Annotated in this window: 12 protein-coding genes; 10 read left to right on the forward strand and 2 right to left on the reverse strand. The window is 71.5% G+C overall.

Annotated features, from left to right (window positions below; all coding sequences use genetic code 11):
• Positions 1-159 precede the first annotated feature (159 nt).
• The 5 genes from ureA (at position 160) to cimA (ending at position 6,174) form a co-directional block, all read left to right on the forward strand.
• Positions 160-882: an urease subunit gamma gene (gene ureA / locus ACSU6M_RS24190; RefSeq protein WP_437072271.1), complete on the forward strand. Its 723-nt coding sequence runs from the start codon at positions 160-162 to the stop codon at positions 880-882.
• Entirely contained in the window at positions 879-2,591 is a 1,713-nt protein-coding gene (locus ACSU6M_RS24195; protein ID WP_437072273.1) for an urease subunit alpha, read from the forward strand. Before ureA ends, ACSU6M_RS24195 begins: the two co-directional genes overlap by 4 nt.
• An 18-nt stretch (positions 2,592-2,609) precedes the next feature.
• The gene (locus tag ACSU6M_RS24200; RefSeq protein WP_437072274.1) at positions 2,610-3,629 is read left to right on the forward strand and encodes an agmatine deiminase family protein; all 1,020 of its coding nucleotides are present in this window, start codon (positions 2,610-2,612) and stop codon (positions 3,627-3,629) included.
• Between the two features lie 20 nt (positions 3,630-3,649).
• Complete coding sequence (locus tag ACSU6M_RS24205) at positions 3,650-4,252, forward strand: TetR/AcrR family transcriptional regulator (RefSeq protein ID WP_437072276.1); 603 nt, start codon at positions 3,650-3,652, stop codon at positions 4,250-4,252.
• A gap of 302 nt (positions 4,253-4,554) precedes the next feature.
• Positions 4,555-6,174, forward strand: a complete 1,620-nt coding sequence (gene cimA, locus ACSU6M_RS24210; protein ID WP_437072277.1) for a citramalate synthase — start codon at positions 4,555-4,557, stop codon at positions 6,172-6,174.
• A gap of 1 nt (position 6,175) precedes the next feature.
• On the opposite strand, the gene ACSU6M_RS24215 is transcribed toward cimA, so the two are convergent.
• On the reverse strand, positions 6,176-8,029 hold the full coding sequence (locus ACSU6M_RS24215) for a ricin-type beta-trefoil lectin domain protein (protein WP_437072278.1): 1,854 nt from the start codon (positions 8,027-8,029) through the stop codon (positions 6,176-6,178).
• Positions 8,030-8,259: 230 nt separating this feature from the next.
• On the opposite strand from ACSU6M_RS24215, the gene ACSU6M_RS24220 reads away from it, so the two are divergent.
• From ACSU6M_RS24220 to ACSU6M_RS24230, 3 genes are all read left to right on the forward strand, one after another.
• Positions 8,260-11,307 (forward strand): glycoside hydrolase family 3 protein, encoded by a 3,048-nt coding sequence (locus tag ACSU6M_RS24220; RefSeq protein WP_437072280.1) that lies wholly within the window; start codon positions 8,260-8,262, stop codon positions 11,305-11,307.
• 177 nt (positions 11,308-11,484) lie between these two features.
• Positions 11,485-12,846, forward strand: a complete 1,362-nt coding sequence (locus ACSU6M_RS24225) for a hypothetical protein (RefSeq protein ID WP_437072282.1) — start codon at positions 11,485-11,487, stop codon at positions 12,844-12,846.
• A 123-nt stretch (positions 12,847-12,969) separates the two neighbouring features.
• Complete coding sequence (locus tag ACSU6M_RS24230) at positions 12,970-13,530, forward strand: YdeI/OmpD-associated family protein (protein WP_437072283.1); 561 nt, start codon at positions 12,970-12,972, stop codon at positions 13,528-13,530.
• Between the two features lie 77 nt (positions 13,531-13,607).
• Here ACSU6M_RS24230 and ACSU6M_RS24235 read toward each other — a convergent pair whose 3' ends face one another.
• Complete coding sequence (locus ACSU6M_RS24235; protein WP_437072285.1) at positions 13,608-14,228, reverse strand: YceI family protein; 621 nt, start codon at positions 14,226-14,228, stop codon at positions 13,608-13,610.
• Positions 14,229-14,530: 302 nt separating this feature from the next.
• Between ACSU6M_RS24235 and ACSU6M_RS24240 the strand changes: the two genes are divergently transcribed.
• Both ACSU6M_RS24240 and ACSU6M_RS24245 read left to right on the forward strand, forming a co-directional pair.
• Positions 14,531-16,114 (forward strand): acyl-CoA carboxylase subunit beta, encoded by a 1,584-nt coding sequence (locus ACSU6M_RS24240; protein ID WP_437072286.1) that lies wholly within the window; start codon positions 14,531-14,533, stop codon positions 16,112-16,114.
• 57 nt (positions 16,115-16,171) lie between these two features.
• A complete protein-coding gene (locus ACSU6M_RS24245; RefSeq protein WP_437072287.1) occupies positions 16,172-16,363 on the forward strand; it encodes an acyl-CoA carboxylase subunit epsilon in 192 nt (63 codons plus the stop codon).
• Positions 16,364-16,545 lie beyond the last annotated feature (182 nt).

Consider the following 16,545-nt stretch of genomic DNA (forward strand, 5'->3'; position numbering starts at 1 on the left):
GGCAGTCTCCTTTGATCAGCCACCTTGGCGGTTCGAGCGTTGGTTTAGAGCGACGTTCAATGTGACGTTGCCGATGCGGGCCCGTCAATGTTTCCGTCGTGGGAATCTGATGTTTAGAGTGGTGCTCTAACGTGCGGAAGGCAAGGAGGTGCCCGCGTCATGAGACTGACCCCCACGGAACGTGACCGGCTGCTGCTCTTCGGAGCCGCCGAGCTGGCCCGTGCCCGCCGGGCCCGTGGCCTCAGGCTGAACGTGCCGGAGGCCACCGCCCTGATCGCGGACACCGTCTGCGAGGCGGCCCGCGACGGCAGGCGGCTGGCGGAGGCCATCGAGGCCGCCCGGTCCGTGCTCGGCCCCGACGACGTGCTGCCCGGCGTCGCGGACGTCGTCACCGAGGTGCATGTCGAGGCCGTCTTCGACGACGGCTCCCGGCTCGCGGTGGTCAGCGATCCCATCGGCGCGGGTCTGGGCGCCGAGGCCCCCGGCGCCCTGCTGCCCGGCCCCGAGCACACCGACCCCGAGCCGGTCGTCCGGCTGACCGTGACCAACACCGCCGGCGTCCCCGTCTCGGTGACCTCGCACTTCCACTTCTTCGAGGCCAACCCGCGCCTGGACTTCGACCGCGCGGCCTCCTACGGGATGCGCCTCGCCGTCCCCGCCGGATCCTCCGTGCGCTTCGGGCCCGGCGAGAGCGGCGAGGTCGGCCTCGTGCCGATCGGCGGCGACCGTGTCGCGATCGGCTTCGCCGGGCTGGTCGACGGCCCGCTGGACGCGCCCGGCGCCAAGGAAGAGGCCCTGCGCAGGGCCGCCGCCTGCGGATATCTGGGAGTTCCCGGCGAAGGCGGAGACCAGGGAGTTCCCAGCGAGGAGAAGGACCGATGAGCCGCCCCGGAGGCCACCCCGCCGAGGCCCGCCGCCTCACCCCGTACGAGTACGCGTCCACGCACGGCCCCCGCGCCGGCGACCGCATCCGCCTCGGCGACTCCGGCCTGACCGTCAAGGTCGAGTCCGACGCCCAGAAGTACGGCGACGAGTTCCTCGCCGGCTTCGGCAAGACCGCCCGCGACGGACTGCACCTCAAGGCCGCCGCCGTCCGCGACACCTGTGACGTCGTCATCAGCAACGTCGTCGTCATCGACGCCGCCCTCGGCATCCGCAAGGTGTCCATCGGCATCCGCGAGGGCCGCATCTGCGCGATCGGCCGGGCCGGCAACCCCGACACCCTCGACGGCGTCGACGTCGTCGTCGGCACCGGCACGTCCATCGTCTCCGGCGAGGGCCTGATCGCCACCGCCGGAGCCGTCGACACCCATGTGCACCTGTTGTCGCCGCGCATCATGGAGGCATCGCTCGCCTCCGGTGTGACCACGGTCATCGGCCAGGAGTTCGGCCCGGTGTGGGGCGTCGGCGTCAACTCCCCCTGGGCGCTGAAGCACGCCTTCAACGCCTTCGACGCCTGGCCGGTCAACATCGGCTTCCTGGGCCGGGGTTCGTCCTCGCACGCGGCACCCCTGATCGAGGCCCTCGCCGAGGGCGGCGCCTCCGGCTTCAAGGTCCACGAGGACATGGGCGCGCACACCCGGGCCCTCGACACGGCGTTGCGCGTGGCCGAGGAGCACGACGTTCAAGTGGCCCTGCACAGCGACGGCCTGAACGAGTGCCTGTCGGTCGAGGACACCCTGCGCGTCCTGGAAGGCCGCACCATCCACGCCTTCCACATCGAGGGCTGCGGCGGCGGACACGTCCCCAACGTGCTGAAGATGGCGGGCGTCCCGAACGTCATCGGCTCCTCCACCAACCCCACCCTGCCCTTCGGCCGGGACGCGGTCGCCGAGCACTACGGCATGATCGTCTCCGTCCACGACCTCAAGACCGACCTGCCCGGCGACGCCGCCATGGCCCGCGACCGCATCCGCGCCGGGACGATGGGCGCCGAGGACGTGCTGCACGACCTGGGCGCGATCGGCATCACCTCCTCCGACGCACAGGGCATGGGCCGCGCGGGCGAGACCGTCCGCCGCACCTTCGCCATGGCCGGCAAGATGAAGGCCGAGCTCGGCGACCCCGGCGTCGGCCACGACAACGAGCGCGTCCTGCGCTACATGGCCAAGCTGACCATCAACCCGGCCATCGCCCACGGCCTCGCCCACGAGGTCGGCTCGCTCGAGGTCGGCAAGCTCGCCGACATCGTGCTGTGGCGGCCGGAGTACTTCGGCGCCAAGCCGCAGCTGGTGCTGAAGGCCGGCTTCCCGGCGTACGGCGTGGTCGGCGACCCCAACGCGGCCACCGACACCTGCGAACCCCTCGTGCTGGGCCCGCAGTTCGGCGCGCACGGGGCGACCCCCGCCGACATCTCGGTCGCCTTCGTCGCCCAAGCCGCCCTCGACCAGGGCCACGACACCATGCCGACCCGCCGCCGCCGGGTCGCGGTACGCGGCACGCGCGGCATCGGCCCGGCCGACCTGCGCCTGAACTCCCGTACCGGACAGGTCGACGTGGACCAGCGCACCGGCCTGGTGACCCTGGACGGCGAGCCCTTGCGCTCGGACCCGGCCGACTCCGTCTCCCTCAACCGCCTCTACTTCCTCTGATCCCTCAAGGACTTGTCGATGACCTACCGCATGCCCCCCGAGTGGGCCCCGCACGAGCGCACCTGGATGGCCTGGCCGGGCCCCAACCCCACCTTCACCAACGCCGAGGAGCTGGCCGAGGCCCGCGCCGCCTGGGCGGCCGTCGCCCGTGCCGTACGCCGCTTCGAGCCGGTGACCGTGGTGCACGGCCCCGGCCAGGGCGAGTCCGCGCGCGAGCTGCTCGGCCCGGACATCGACCTGCTGGAGCGGGAGCTGGACGACGCGTGGATGCGGGACATCGGCCCGACGTTCGTGAAGGACGCCGAGGGCCGGCTGGCCGCCGTGGACTGGGTGTTCAACGGCTGGGGCGCCCAGGACTGGGCCCGCTGGGAGCACGACTCCAAGATCGCCCGCCATGTGGCCGACCTGGCCGGGGTGCCGGTGCTGAGCAGCCCCCTCGTCAACGAGGGCGGCGCCATCCACGTCGACGGCGAGGGCACCGTCCTGCTCACCGACACCGTCCAGCTCGGCTCCGGCCGCAACCCCGACTGGACCCGCGAGCAGGTCGAGGCCGAGATCCACGCCAAGCTCGGCACCACCAAGGCCATCTGGCTCCCGCACGGCCTCGCCGGCGACTACGGCATGTACGGCACCCAGGGCCACGTCGACATCGTCGCCGCCTTCGCCCGCCCCGGCACGGTCCTCGTGCACAGCCAGCAGAACCCGGCCCACCCCGACCACGCCCGCTCCCAGCTGTACGTCGACATCCTGCGCGCCCAGACCGACGCCCAGGGCCGCCCCCTGGAGGTCATCGAGGTCCCCGCCCCGACCGTCCTGCGCGACGAGGAGGGCGACTGGGTCGACTACTCCTACATCAACCACTACCTCTGCAACGGCGGCGTCGTGCTCTGCGCCTTCGACGACCCGAACGACGAGGTCGCGGCCGGGATCTTCCGGAGGCTCTTCCCCGAGCGGGAGGTGACCCTGGTGGACGCACGTACGATCTTTGCGGGTGGCGGCGGTATCCACTGCATCACCCAGCAGCAGCCGAAGATCTAGCGGAGCCGGAGGAGCCAGGGATGGCCGGTGCGCCCCGGGCGCGGAAGAACGCACCGCCCCGCGAGGACGTCCTCGCCGCCGCCATGGAGATGATCGCCGAGCGCGGTCTGGAGAAGCTCACCATGGCGGCGCTCGGCCGCGAGGTCGGGATGAGCAGCGGCCACCTCCTCTACTACTTCCACTCCAAGGACGAGCTGCTGCTGCAGACCCTGGAGTGGAGCGAGAGCCGGCTGGGCGAGGAGCGCCGGCGGCTGCTCGCCCGCACCGGCGGCGCCCGTGAGCGCCTGGACGCCTACGTCGACCTGTACGTCCCCGACGGCCACCGCGACCCGCACTGGACGCTGTGGCTGGAGGTCTGGAACCGCTCGCAGAACGCCGACGACGACGCCCGCGACCGGCAGGCCGCCATCGAGGGCGTATGGCACCGCGACCTCGTCGCCCTGATCGCCGAGGGCGTCTCGCGCGGGGAGTTCCGCCCGGTCGACCCCGACCGCTTCGCGGCGCGGCTGCGCGCCCTGCTGGACGGCTTCTCCATCCATGTGGCGATCGGCCTGCGCGGCACCGACCGGGCCATGATCCTCGGGCACGTACGGGACTTTCTGGAGGAGAACCTTCTCAGCTGAGGGTTCGCATACTGAGACACCCCGGTCGGGCGGGGGCGGTCTGTGCCAGACTGCCCCCGTGCTCTCGTTCGCCATGATTATTGGCAGCAGGCGCGCCGGTCCGCAGTGACCGCCTCGTACGACCAGGTACGGGCGGACACCGTCGTCCTCGACCCGCGCGCAGACCTCTCGCACCCGCGAGAGGTTTTTCGCTTTTCTGGCCCACCCGCAGCCGGGGAGCACCAGCGTGAGGGACCATGGGGGGACGGTGGAGCCGGTCATTCCGGTAAGACCGTAGATCCACCAACAGGAGCCTTGAGATCATGACCGCGACCGATTCGGCAACCAGCGAACTCGACGACTCGTTCCACGTCTTCGACACCACCCTGCGTGACGGCGCCCAGCGGGAGGGCATCAACCTCACCGTCGCCGACAAGCTGGCCATCGCACGGCACCTGGACGAGTTCGGCGTGGGCTTCATCGAGGGCGGCTGGCCGGGCGCCAACCCCCGCGACACCGAGTTCTTCGCCCGCGCCCAGCAGGAGATCGAGTTCCGGCACGCCCAGCTGGTCGCCTTCGGCGCCACCCGCCGCGCCGGTGCCAAGGCATCCGAGGACCCCCAGGTCAAGGCGCTCCTCGACTCCGGCGCCCCGGTCATCACCCTGGTCGCCAAGTCCCACGACCGGCATGTGGAGCTGGCCCTGCGCACCACGCTGGAGGAGAACCTGGAGATGGTGCGGGACACCGTGTCCTACCTCCGGTCCCAGGGCCGCCGCGTCTTCGTCGACTGCGAGCACTTCTTCGACGGCTACCGCGCCAACCCGGAGTACGCCAAGGCCGTCGTCCGTACGGCGTCGGAGGCCGGCGCCGATGTGGTCGTGCTCTGCGACACCAACGGCGGCATGCTCCCCGCCCAGGTCCAGGCGGTCGTCTCGACGGTGCTGGCCGACACCGGCGCCCGCCTCGGCATCCACGCCCAGGACGACACCGGCTGCGCGGTCGCCAACACGCTCGCCGCGGTGGACGGCGGCGCCACCCACGTCCAGTGCACGGCGAACGGCTACGGCGAGCGGGTCGGCAACGCCAACCTGTTCCCGGTGGTCGCGGCCCTGGAGCTGAAGTACGGCAAGAAGGTGCTGCCCGAGGGCCGGCTGCGCGAGATGACGCGGATCTCCCACGCCATCGCCGAGGTCGTCAACCTCACCCCCTCCACGCACCAGCCCTACGTGGGCCTGTCGGCCTTCGCCCACAAGGCCGGCCTGCACGCCTCCGCGATCAAGGTCGACCCGGACCTCTACCAGCACATCGACCCCGAGCAGGTCGGCAACACCATGCGGATGCTGGTCTCCGACATGGCCGGCCGCGCGTCCGTGGAGCTCAAGGGCAAGGAGCTCGGCGTCGACCTGGGCGGCGACCGCGAGCTGGTCGCCCGGGTCGTGGAGCGGGTCAAGGAGCGCGAGCTCAAGGGCTACACCTACGAGGCGGCCGACGCCAGCTTCGAACTGCTGTTGCGCACCGAGGCCCAGGGCGGCAAGCCCCTGCGCTACTTCGAGGTCGAGTCCTGGCGCGCCATCGTGGAGGACCGCCCCGACGGCACCCACGCCAACGAGGCCACCGTGAAGCTCTGGTCCAAGGGCGAGCGCATCGTCGCCACCGCGGAGGGCAACGGCCCGGTCAACGCCCTCGACCGGGCCCTGCGCGTGGCGCTGGAGAAGATCTACCCCCAGCTCGCCAAGCTGGAGCTCGTCGACTACAAGGTCCGCATCCTCGAAGGCGTCCACGGCACCCAGTCCACGACGCGCGTCCTCATCTCCACGACCGACGGCGCGGGCGAGTGGTCCACGGTGGGCGTGGCGGACAACGTCATCGCGGCGTCGTGGCAGGCCCTGGAGGACGCCTACACCTACGGGCTGCTGCGGGCGGGCGTGACACCCGCGCAGTAGCTCACCCCAGCCTCCACTTCTGGTTGGCGGCGCCTGTGCAGCTCCAGATCTGCGCGCGGGCGCCGTCGGCCGGGGAGTTGTCCGTGACGTCGAGGCACTTGTCCGCGGCGAGGTTCACCACGTCCCCCGTGGCGGCGTTGTAGGACCAGCGCTGGGCGCCGGTCCCGTTGCAGTCGTACACCTGCACCTTCGCCCCGTCGGCCACCGAACCCCCGGTCACGTCCAGGCACTTGCCGAGGGCCTGGACCGACCCGTCCGCCCGCACGGTCCACCGCTGGGCCGCCGTCCCGTTGCAGTTCCACAGCTGCACCGCCGTGCCGTTGGCGGCCGAACCCCCGGCGACGTCCAGGCACTTGCCCGCGAGCCCCACGAAGGCGCCCGTGCGGTCGGCGCCGCCGGACGGGGTCCCGGACCAGGTGAAGGTGGCCGAGGTCCGCCCCGGCAGGGTGTAGGTGGCGTGCTGGGAGCCCCAGTTGATGGTCACCGTCCGCGCCGACGTCGCGTCGTTGTACGCGATCAGCGCCTTCGAACCGTCGGGATTGCGCCACGCCACGTTCGGCACCGCGGCCGACGCCGTCGAGGCGATCCGCTGGGCCCCCGGCCGGACGAACTTGGTCAGATGGCCCATCGTGTAGTACTCGACGGTGAAGTCGACCTGCCCGTGCCGTGCGTCCCCGTTGTGCACGGTGATCAGCCCCGTGCACACCCCGCACCCCCCGTTGTGCGGGCCCATGTTCTGATCCACGGCCAGGGACCACTTCGTCACCGACTTCGCCCAGTGGCGCGTGTAGTCGATGATGTTCATCATGTCCTCGCGCTGCTGGTGAGCGATCCAGGTGCCGCCCGAGTGCTCCGTGCCGAAGGCGTCCAGCTGGGGGTGGCGGTCGTGCACCGCCGTCTGCTTGGCCACGTCGCCGCCGTAGCCGTGCCAGGCGATGCCGCCGAAGTTGGGGTGCGAGCGGATCGCCGGGTCGTCCACCGTCTGGGCGGCGTAGGCGTCGTAGTCCGACCAGTTCCAGTCGTGCGCCAGCACCTTCGTGGGCAGGCCCGCCGCCGCCAGCTTCGGCAGCAGCTCGTTCTTGGTGAAGTAGGCCAGACCGGAGGCGTTCCAGCTCATCGAGGGGTACCCGGCGCAGCACGTCGGCTCGTTCTGCGCGGTCACATAGGCGACCGGGATGCCCTGGTCGCGATACGCCTGGAGGTACTTCACGAAGTAGGAGGCGTACGTCCCGTAGTACTCCGCCTTCAGCCATCCGCCGTTGAGCTGCCCGCTGTCCTTCATCCAGGCCGGCGCGGTCCACGGTGAGGCCATCACCGTCAGCGCCGGGTTCAGCTGACGGGCCTGCCGGGTCAGGGGGACCACGTCCTGGAGGTCGTGGGCGAGGGAGAACTCCGACAGGTCCGGGTCCGTCTGCCCGGCAGGCATGTCGTCGTAGGTGTAGCCGTAGCGCGCCAGGTCCGAGGCGCCCATCGGGTTGCGCAGGAAGGACAGCCCGATGCCCTCCGTCGGCGAGAACAGCTTGCGCATGGTCTCGTCGCGGGTCGCCGGGGACAGCGCTCCGCTGCCGTCCATCAGCCAGGCCGCGGTGTCGGTGAAGGAGGCGCCGCCGCCGGTGAAGGTCTGGTAGCGGGTGTTCTCGTCGACGGTGATGTTCTCGCCGCCGCCTCCGGCGCCGGGCTGGAAGGCGAAGGGCGTCTGGGGCTGGAGCCCGCGGACCACATGCCGTCCGCCCGCGTCGTCCGTGGTCGTCAGCCATACGCCGACCTGCTCGCCCGCGGCCTGCGCGGGGGTCGCCGCGGTGAAACCGGCCGTCGTCAGCAGCCCGGCCAGCAGCAGCCGGATGGATCTCCTCATGGTGCGCCGCCCTTCTGGGGTGGGGGTGGGGAGGCGTGCGAGCCGTGAGTAAATGACGGCCGGGTGACCGCGTCAAGGGTTCGCGCGTTCATCTTCCGAAGCGACAACGCCCCAGATCCGGCTACCGGTTGCTCGCGTACCAGTTCTGACGTGAAGTCTTGACGCCAGTAGCGGGCACCAGTTAACTCACGCCGTGATCTAAGCCGTGACGAGAGTCGAGGTTCCGTTCCATGCGAAGAACCGCCCTGCTCGCCTGCGCCACCCTCCTCACCGGTCTGCTCCCGCTGGCCGCCCACGCGGCCCCGTCCGCCCAGGCGGCCGCCGACCCCGCCCCCGTCCCCGTCGACCGCTTCGAGGGCGAGGTGCCCTTCGCCGAGCCCCCCGCCGGCGGCCTCTTCACCTGGGGCAGCGACAACGACGACCACCCCGCCCTGCGGCTCGACCCCCGCGAGGACGCACCCGAGGGCGAGAAGGTGCTCGCCGGGATCTACGACATCAGCGGCTGGGGCGGCTTCACCCACGACTTCGCCTTCGCCGAGCCCCCGCACGACTGGTCCGCCCACCAGGGCGTACGCCTGTGGTGGGAGGGGCACGGCACCGGCCGGCGGATCGCGTTCGAGCTGAAGGACGGCGGCGTGAACGGCGAGGCGTCCGAGCTGTGGACGACGTCCTTCGCGGACGACTTCACCGGCTGGAAGCAGATCGAGCTGCCGTTCGGCGCGTTCACCTATCGCACGGACTACCAGCCCGTCGGCGGCATCGACCAGATCCTCGGACTCGACGAGATCTGGGGGTACGCCGTCACCCTTCCGGTCGGCCTGAAGGGCGAGTTCGCCCTCGACGGCGTCGAACTCTACGGCCGCGCCGACCAGTCCAGGCGCGTCTCCGTCACCACCGACGCCGCCGTCCACCCCGTCGGCGAGGGCGCCACCGCCACCGTCGAGCTCACCGTCGGCACCACCGGCGCCGCCCCGACCGACGAACCGGTGACCGTCGCCTACGAGACCGCGGCCACCGGCACCGCCCAGCCCGGCAAGGACTTCACACCGGTCAGCGGCACGGTCACCTTCCCCGCGGGCACCCCCTCCGGCACCACCCGCGGCATCCGGGTGCCCACCCTCAAGGACGGCTCCGCCGAGCACGCCGAGACGATCCCGCTGACGCTCACCGTCACCGGCGCCAAGGCCCCCGCCGAGAACCCGCGGATCGTCGTCGACGCGCACGGACTGCCGTACCTCGACCCGAAGCTGCCGGTCGGCCGGCGCGTCGCCGACCTCCTCGCCCGGATGTCCCTGGAGGAGAAGGCCGGGCAGATGACCCAGGCCGAGCGCGGCGCCGTCGCCGCCGACCCGGCGGACATCGCCGACCAGGGGCTCGGCTCGCTGCTGTCCGGCGGCGGATCCACGCCCACCCCGAACACGGCCGAGGCGTGGGCGAAGATGATCGACGGGTTCCAGCTGCGGGCGCAGGCGACCCGGTTCCAGATCCCCCTGATCTACGGCGTGGACGCCGTGCACGGCCACAACAACCTGGCCGGCGCCACCGTCATGCCCCACAACATCGGCATCGGCGCCGCCCGCGACCCCCGTCTCGCCCGCCGCACCGGCGAGGTGACCGCCGCCGAGGTCCGCGCGACCGGGGTGCCCTGGGACTTCGCGCCCTGCCTGTGCGTGACCCGAGACGAACGCTGGGGGCGCTCCTACGAGGCGTTCGGCGAGGACCCGGCGCTCGTCGAGGCGATGGAGACGGTGATCCAGGGCCTCCAGGGCCGGGCGAACGGCAAGGACCTGGACCGCCCCGACAAGGTCCTCGCCACCGCCAAGCACTTCGTCGGCGACGGCGGGACGCGGTACGGCTCCTCCACCACCGGCACCTACACCATCGACCAGGGCGTCACCGAGGTCACCCGCGCGGAGCTGGAGGCCGTGCACCTGGCGCCGTATCAGCAGGCCGTCGACCGCGGCGTCGGCACGGTCATGCCGTCGTACTCCTCCCTCGACCTGATCGGCGACGGGCGCGGACCGGTGAAGATGCACGCCCGCGCCGACATGATCAACGGCGTCCTGAAGGACCGCATGGGCTTCGAGGGCTTCGTCATCAGCGACTGGGCCGCCATCGACCAGATCCCCGGCGACCTCGCCTCCGACGTGCGCACCTCCGTCAACGCGGGGCTCGACATGATCATGGTGCCCTACGCCTACCGGGACTTCCGCAGGACGCTGATCGACGAGGTGCGCGCCGGGCGCGTGCCGCAGGCGCGGATCGACGACGCCGTGGCCCGCATCCTCACCCAGAAGTTCCGGCTCGGCCTGTTCGAGAAGCCGTACGCGGACACCAGCGGCGCCGCGCGGATCGGTTCCGCCGCGCACCGGGCGGTCGCCCGGGAGGCGGCCGCGAAGTCGCAGGTGCTGCTGAAGAACGACGGCGGGCTGCTGCCGCTGAGGAAGAGCCAGAAGGTGTATGTCGCCGGGTCCAACGCCGACGACATCGGCAACCAGACCGGCGGCTGGACCATCACCTGGCAGGGCGCCTCCGGCGACATCACGCCCGGCACGACCGTCCTGGAGGGCCTGCGCGAGGCGGGCGGGGACATCACCTGGTCGAAGGACGCCTCCGCCCCGACCGCCGGGCACGACGTCGGCGTGGTCGTGGTCGGCGAGACCCCGTACGCCGAGGGCGTCGGCGACGTCGGCAACGGCCACGACCTGGAGCTCTCCGACGCCGACAAGGCGGCCGTGGACAAGGTCTGCGCGGCGATGAGGTGTGCGGTGCTGATCGTCTCCGGGCGCCCGCAGCTGCTCGGCGACCGGCTCGGCGAGATCGACGCGCTGGTGGCGTCCTGGCTGCCCGGCACCGAGGGCGCCGGAGTCGCCGACGTGCTCTACGGCCGCCGGCCCTTCACCGGACAGCTGCCCGTCACCTGGCCGAAGTCCGAGGCACAGCTGCCGATCAACGTCGGGGACACGGCGTACGACCCGCAGTTCCCCTACGGCTGGGGCCTGACCACCCTCACCGAGGTCCCCGGCGGCGGCACCGCCACCCTGAAGGCGCTCGGCATCGCGGCGGCCGCGGCCGAGCGGGCCGGAGCCGAGGAGGCGGGCCGCGCGCTGGTGACCAAGGCCCGCCTGATCACCCAGCAGAAGATCGGGACCCGGCTCACCGCCGCCTCGGCCAAGCCCTTCGCCGAGGCCGAACACCTGGCGCTGACGGGACGCTACGGGGCCGCCGTGGCGAAACTGACGGCCGCCTGCCGAGCGGCGGGAGTCGCGGCACCGTAGAGACCGCGGTCTCGCATCGCGGAGACCCGGAGTCCCCGCACCCGCGGAGAACCGCGGAGACCCGGATCCTCGCACCGCGGAGACCGGAGGCCCCGCACCCGCGGAGAACCGCGGAGGCCGGAATTCTGCAACGTGAATATATGACCGGTTCGGGTGCCTTCGGGTAGCTTCGATGGTATGAAGGTCGCGCCATCGACCCGAGGGCCCGCCGGTCTGCTGATCGCGCTGGCGCTCGCCGTCCTGACTCTTCTGACGGCGGGCGCCTCGCCCGCCGGTGCGGCCACGGACGTCTCGACGATCGCCCAGGGCCTCCGTGAGAGCCCGGTCTTCGTCGCCCCGGCCGCCCAGGACCAGCTGCCGCAGACCGAGGCGGAGGTGCTGGAGAAGCAGATCAAGGACGCCGACAAGCCGGTGTTCATCGCGGTTCTGCCCGCCGACCAGCCCACGGAGAACCTGTTCCAGGACCTGCGTACGGCCACCGGGATCACCGGTCTGTACGCCGTCCGCGTCGGCGACCGCTTCGACGCCCGCGCCGACTCGTCCGTCCTGCCCCCGTCCGCCGTGCAGAACCTGGTGCGCAGCGTGCAGGGCGAGGACGACCCCGTCACCCAGCTGAACGCCTTCACCGACCGCGCCCTCGCCAACATCGGCGGCTCGGCGCCCTCGAGCTGGAGCTCCGGCGACGACGCCGGGGCCACGGCCGGCACGCTCGTCACCGTCGGCGCGGTCCTCGCGGCCGGCGGCGCGGGCGCCTACGCCCTCGTCCGCGGCAGGCGGCGCCGCCACGAGGAGGCCCAGCGCGAGGCGCTGGCGAAGCTGCGGGTCGTCGTCGACGAGGACATCACCGCCTTCGGCGAGGAGCTGGACCGCCTGGACTTCCACCCCGCCGAACCGGGCGCCGACGACGCCATGCGCGGCGACTACGAACACGCCCTCGACGCCTATGAGCAGGCCAAACGGCTCATGGACCAGGCCCGCAGGCCGGAGGACGTGCGGGCGGTCACGCAGGCGCTGGAGGACGGCCGGTTCTCGCTGGCGAGCCTGGCCGCCCGCCGCGAGGGCAGGCCGCTGCCGGAACGCCGGCCGCCGTGCTTCTTCGACCCGCGCCACGGCCCCTCGGTCGCGGACGTCGAGTGGACACCGCCGGCCGGAGCGACCCGTGAGGTCCCGGTGTGCGCCGCCGACCAGGCACGCCTGGCCGACGGCCTCGATCCCCTCGTCCGCGAGGTGGACACCCTCTCCGGCCGCCGCCCCTACTGGGACGCCGGACCGGCCTACGGCCCCTGGGCAGGCGGCTACTTCGGCGGCGGCATCCTGCCCGGCCTCCTCATCGGCACCCTGCTCGGCAGCGCCATGGCGAGCCCCGCCTACGCCGCCGACTACGGCGCCGGTTACGGGGACTTCGGCGGCGGTTACGAGGGCGGCGACGTCTCGGGCGCGGACTTCGACACCGGCGACTTCGGCGGTGGCTTCGGGGGCGGCGACTACGGAGGCGGCGGGGACTTCGGCGGGGGAGGGGACTTCGGAGGCGGGTTCTGAGCGAGGCGGGGCGGGGCCCTGGCGGGGTGGCGGGGCGGACGGTGGAGCGGGCGGCGGGGAGGTCGCTGTGAGCGGGCCGGAAAGAGGACAGGAACTGACCTGTATCCCGCCTACGGTGCTGTCATGAGCCTTCCGGACGACGCCCTCCCGTTCGACACCGCCGCCGACCTCGACGCCTGGCTGTCCCGGCACCCCGCGCCCCACCCCGGCCTGTGGGTGAAGGTCGCCAAGAAGGGCTCGGGACTGCCCTCGGTGACGGCCGCCGAGGTCAACGACATGGCGCTGTGCCACGGCTGGATCACCGGCCGGCGCAGGGCGCTCGACGCCACCCACTACCTCCAGCACATCACCCCCCGCCGGCCCGGCAGCCTGTGGTCCATGGTCAATGTGCGGCGGATCGCCGAGCTGACCGCCGAGGGGCGGATGCGCCCGGGCGGCGTCGCGGAGGTGGCGGCGGCGCGGGCGGACGGGCGCTGGGACGCGGCCTACGAGTCGCAGCGCACCGCGGCCGTGCCGGAGGACCTGGTCAGGGCCCTGGAGGCCAGTCCGCGCGCGAAGGCGGCCTTCGAGCGGCTCGGCCGGACGGACCGGTACCTGGTCATGCTGGGCGTCCTGCGGGCCCGTACCGCCGAGAGCCGCGCGGCCCGGGTGTCCGCGGCGGTCGCCGGGCTGGAAGGCTCCTGACACGCCGAGCGCCCGCCCTCCTCAGGGGGAGTCGAAGGGCGGGCGCGCTCAGGGGGCCTGCGGGGCGGCCGGGGGCGTCAGGCGTTCTTGATCGCCGAGATGTCGAAGTGCAGCTTGATCTTGTCGGAGATCAGGACACCGCCGGTCTCCAGCGCCGCGTTCCAGGTCAGACCCCACTCGGAGCGCAGCAGCTCGGCCTTGCCCTCGAAGCCGACGCGCTCGTTGCCGAACGGGTCCTTCGCGGCGCCGTTGAACTCCAGGTCGATGGTGATCGGCCGGGTGACGCCGAGGATCGACAGGTCACCGGTGATGCGGTAGTCGTCCCCGCCGAGGGCCTCGGCCTTGGTGGAGCGGAAGGTCATCGTCGGGAACTCGTCGGTCCGGAAGAAGTCGGCACTCTTGAGGTGGCCGTCGCGGTCGGCGTTGCCGGTGTCGATGCTCTCCATCTTGACGTCGATCGAGGCGCTGGACCGGGCCGGGTCGGTGCCGTCGAGGTGCAGCGAGCCGGAGAAGTCCAGGAACTTGCCCTTCACGTTCGTCACCATCGCGTGGCGCGCGACGAAGCCGATCGTCGTGTGCGCGGCGTCGATCGTGTAGTCACCGGTCAGCGCGGCGAGCTCCGGGTTCACGGCGGCGGCGCCGGTGGTGTCCGTGGCGGCGGCGGTCCGGGTGCTGTCCTTGCGGCCGAAGATGCCCATGATGTGCTCCTAGCTGTTTCTGTTGAATCTTCAACGACATCAACAGAGACGACGGTAGACCTATTCCGTTCAAAGTTCAACAGTGTGGGTGGGTGTGTCCTGAGGACCCCGCGAATGGCCTACGGTGATGTGAGCGGACTCTCCCGCGGGGATTTGTGGAACCCCCACAGAGCACATGCCCCCTGAGCAGTCGGAACGCCTGCATGCCGCCCCGGTTCTGTTCGGTGCTACCAGGAAAACGCTCCGGAGACTGTACGGAGTCGACGGCTGGCATTCCTTGCCGCCCTTCGTAAGGTCACTACATGACCGTTTTGGAAGAGACGACGGGTGAGCCCACCGACGCGCGCGGACGGGTCGCCGAGCTGCACGAGATCCGTGCGCAGGCGGTGGCCGGGCCGAGTGAGAAGGCGACGGCGGCGCAGCATGCGAAGGGCAAGCTGACGGCGCGGGAGCGGATCGAGCTCCTGGTGGACCCGGGGTCCTTCCGGGAGGTCGAGCAGTTGCGGCGGCACCGGGCGCAGGGGTTCGGTCTGGAGGCGAAGAGGCCGTACACGGACGGTGTGATCACCGGCTGGGGCACGGTCGAGGGCCGGACGGTCTTCGTGTACGCGCATGATTTCCGGATCTTCGGTGGTGCGCTGGGTGAGGCCCACGCGACGAAGATCCACAAGATCATGGACATGGCCATCGCGGCCGGGGCTCCGCTGGTGTCGCTGAACGACGGTGCGGGTGCCCGTATCCAGGAGGGCGTCTCGGCGCTCGCCGGTTACGGCGGGATCTTCCAGCGCAACACCAGGGCTTCGGGTGTGATCCCGCAGATCAGTGTGATGCTGGGTCCGTGCGCCGGCGGTGCGGCCTACTCGCCCGCGCTGACGGACTTCGTGTTCATGGTCCGTGAGACCTCGCAGATGTTCATCACCGGCCCGGACGTGGTCAAGGCGGTGACCGGTGAGGAGATCACCCAGAACGGGCTCGGTGGCGCGGACGTGCACGCCGAGACCTCCGGCGTGTGCCACTTCGCCTACGACGACGAAGAGACGTGCATCGCCGAAGTGCGCTACCTGCTGTCGCTGCTCCCGCAGAACAACCGGGAGAACCCCCCGCGCGTCGAGTCCTCGGACCCGGTCGACCGCCGCAGCGACGTCCTCCTCGACCTCGTCCCGGCGGACGGCAACCGGCCGTACGACATGGCGAAGGTGATCGAGGAGATCGTCGACGACGGCGAGTATCTGGAGGTCCACGAGCGCTGGGCGCGGAACATCATCTGCGCGCTGGCCCGGCTGGACGGTCAGGTCGTGGGTATCGTCGCGAACCAGCCGCAGTCGCTGGCGGGTGTGCTGGACATCGAGGCGTCCGAGAAGGCCGCCCGGTTCGTGCAGATGTGCGACGCCTTCAACATCCCCATCGTCACCCTTCTGGACGTACCCGGATTCCTGCCCGGCGTCGACCAGGAGCACGGTGGAATCATCCGCCACGGCGCCAAGCTGCTGTACGCCTACTGCAACGCCACCGTGCCGCGGATCTCCCTGATCCTCAGGAAGGCATACGGAGGTGCGTACATCGTCATGGACTCCCAGTCCATCGGTGCCGACCTCACCTACGCCTGGCCCACCAACGAGATCGCCGTGATGGGCGCCGAGGGCGCCGCCAACGTCATCTTCCGCCGGCAGATCGCCGAGGCCGACGACCCCGAGGCCATGCGCCAGAAGATGGTCAAGGAGTACAAGGCCGAGCTGATGCACCCCTACTACGCGGCCGAACGCGGCCTCGTCGACGACGTCATCGACCCCACCGAGACCCGCGAAGTCCTCATCCGCTCCCTGGCCATGCTCCAGACCAAGCACGCCGACCTGCCCTCCCGCAAGCACGGCAACCCCCCGCAGTAACCCGGCGGACCCTCCGCGGTCCCCCCGCGGAAACCTCTCCCTAGGAGACTCCGAGACATGAACGCCCCTGATATCCGCGTCGAGAAGGGCCATGCCGAGCCCGAGGAAGTCGCCGCCCTCACGGCGATCCTCCTCGCCCGTGCCGCCGCCCAGCCGGCCACCACCCCGGCCCACCACCGCCGCGCCCGCGCAGGCTGGCGCCGACTGGAGCGCGAGCCGGGCTTCCGCGCCCCGCACAGCTGGCGCTGAGCGCGACACCGTACGACGAAGAAGGGCCCCTCTCGAAAGGAGAGGGGCCCTTCTCGATGTCCCTGAACTCTCGATGTCCCTGAACGGGAACGCCGCCAGGGGCGCGGGGCTGTACCGGTACGCGGCTCCGCCGCGGGGGCGCGAGAAACCGCAAAGCTGCCGCGGACGGCGTACCACCGTCA

The sequence above is a fragment of the Streptomyces sp. enrichment culture genome, from assembly GCF_964272895.1.
Lineage (GTDB): Bacteria > Actinomycetota > Actinomycetes > Streptomycetales > Streptomycetaceae > Streptomyces.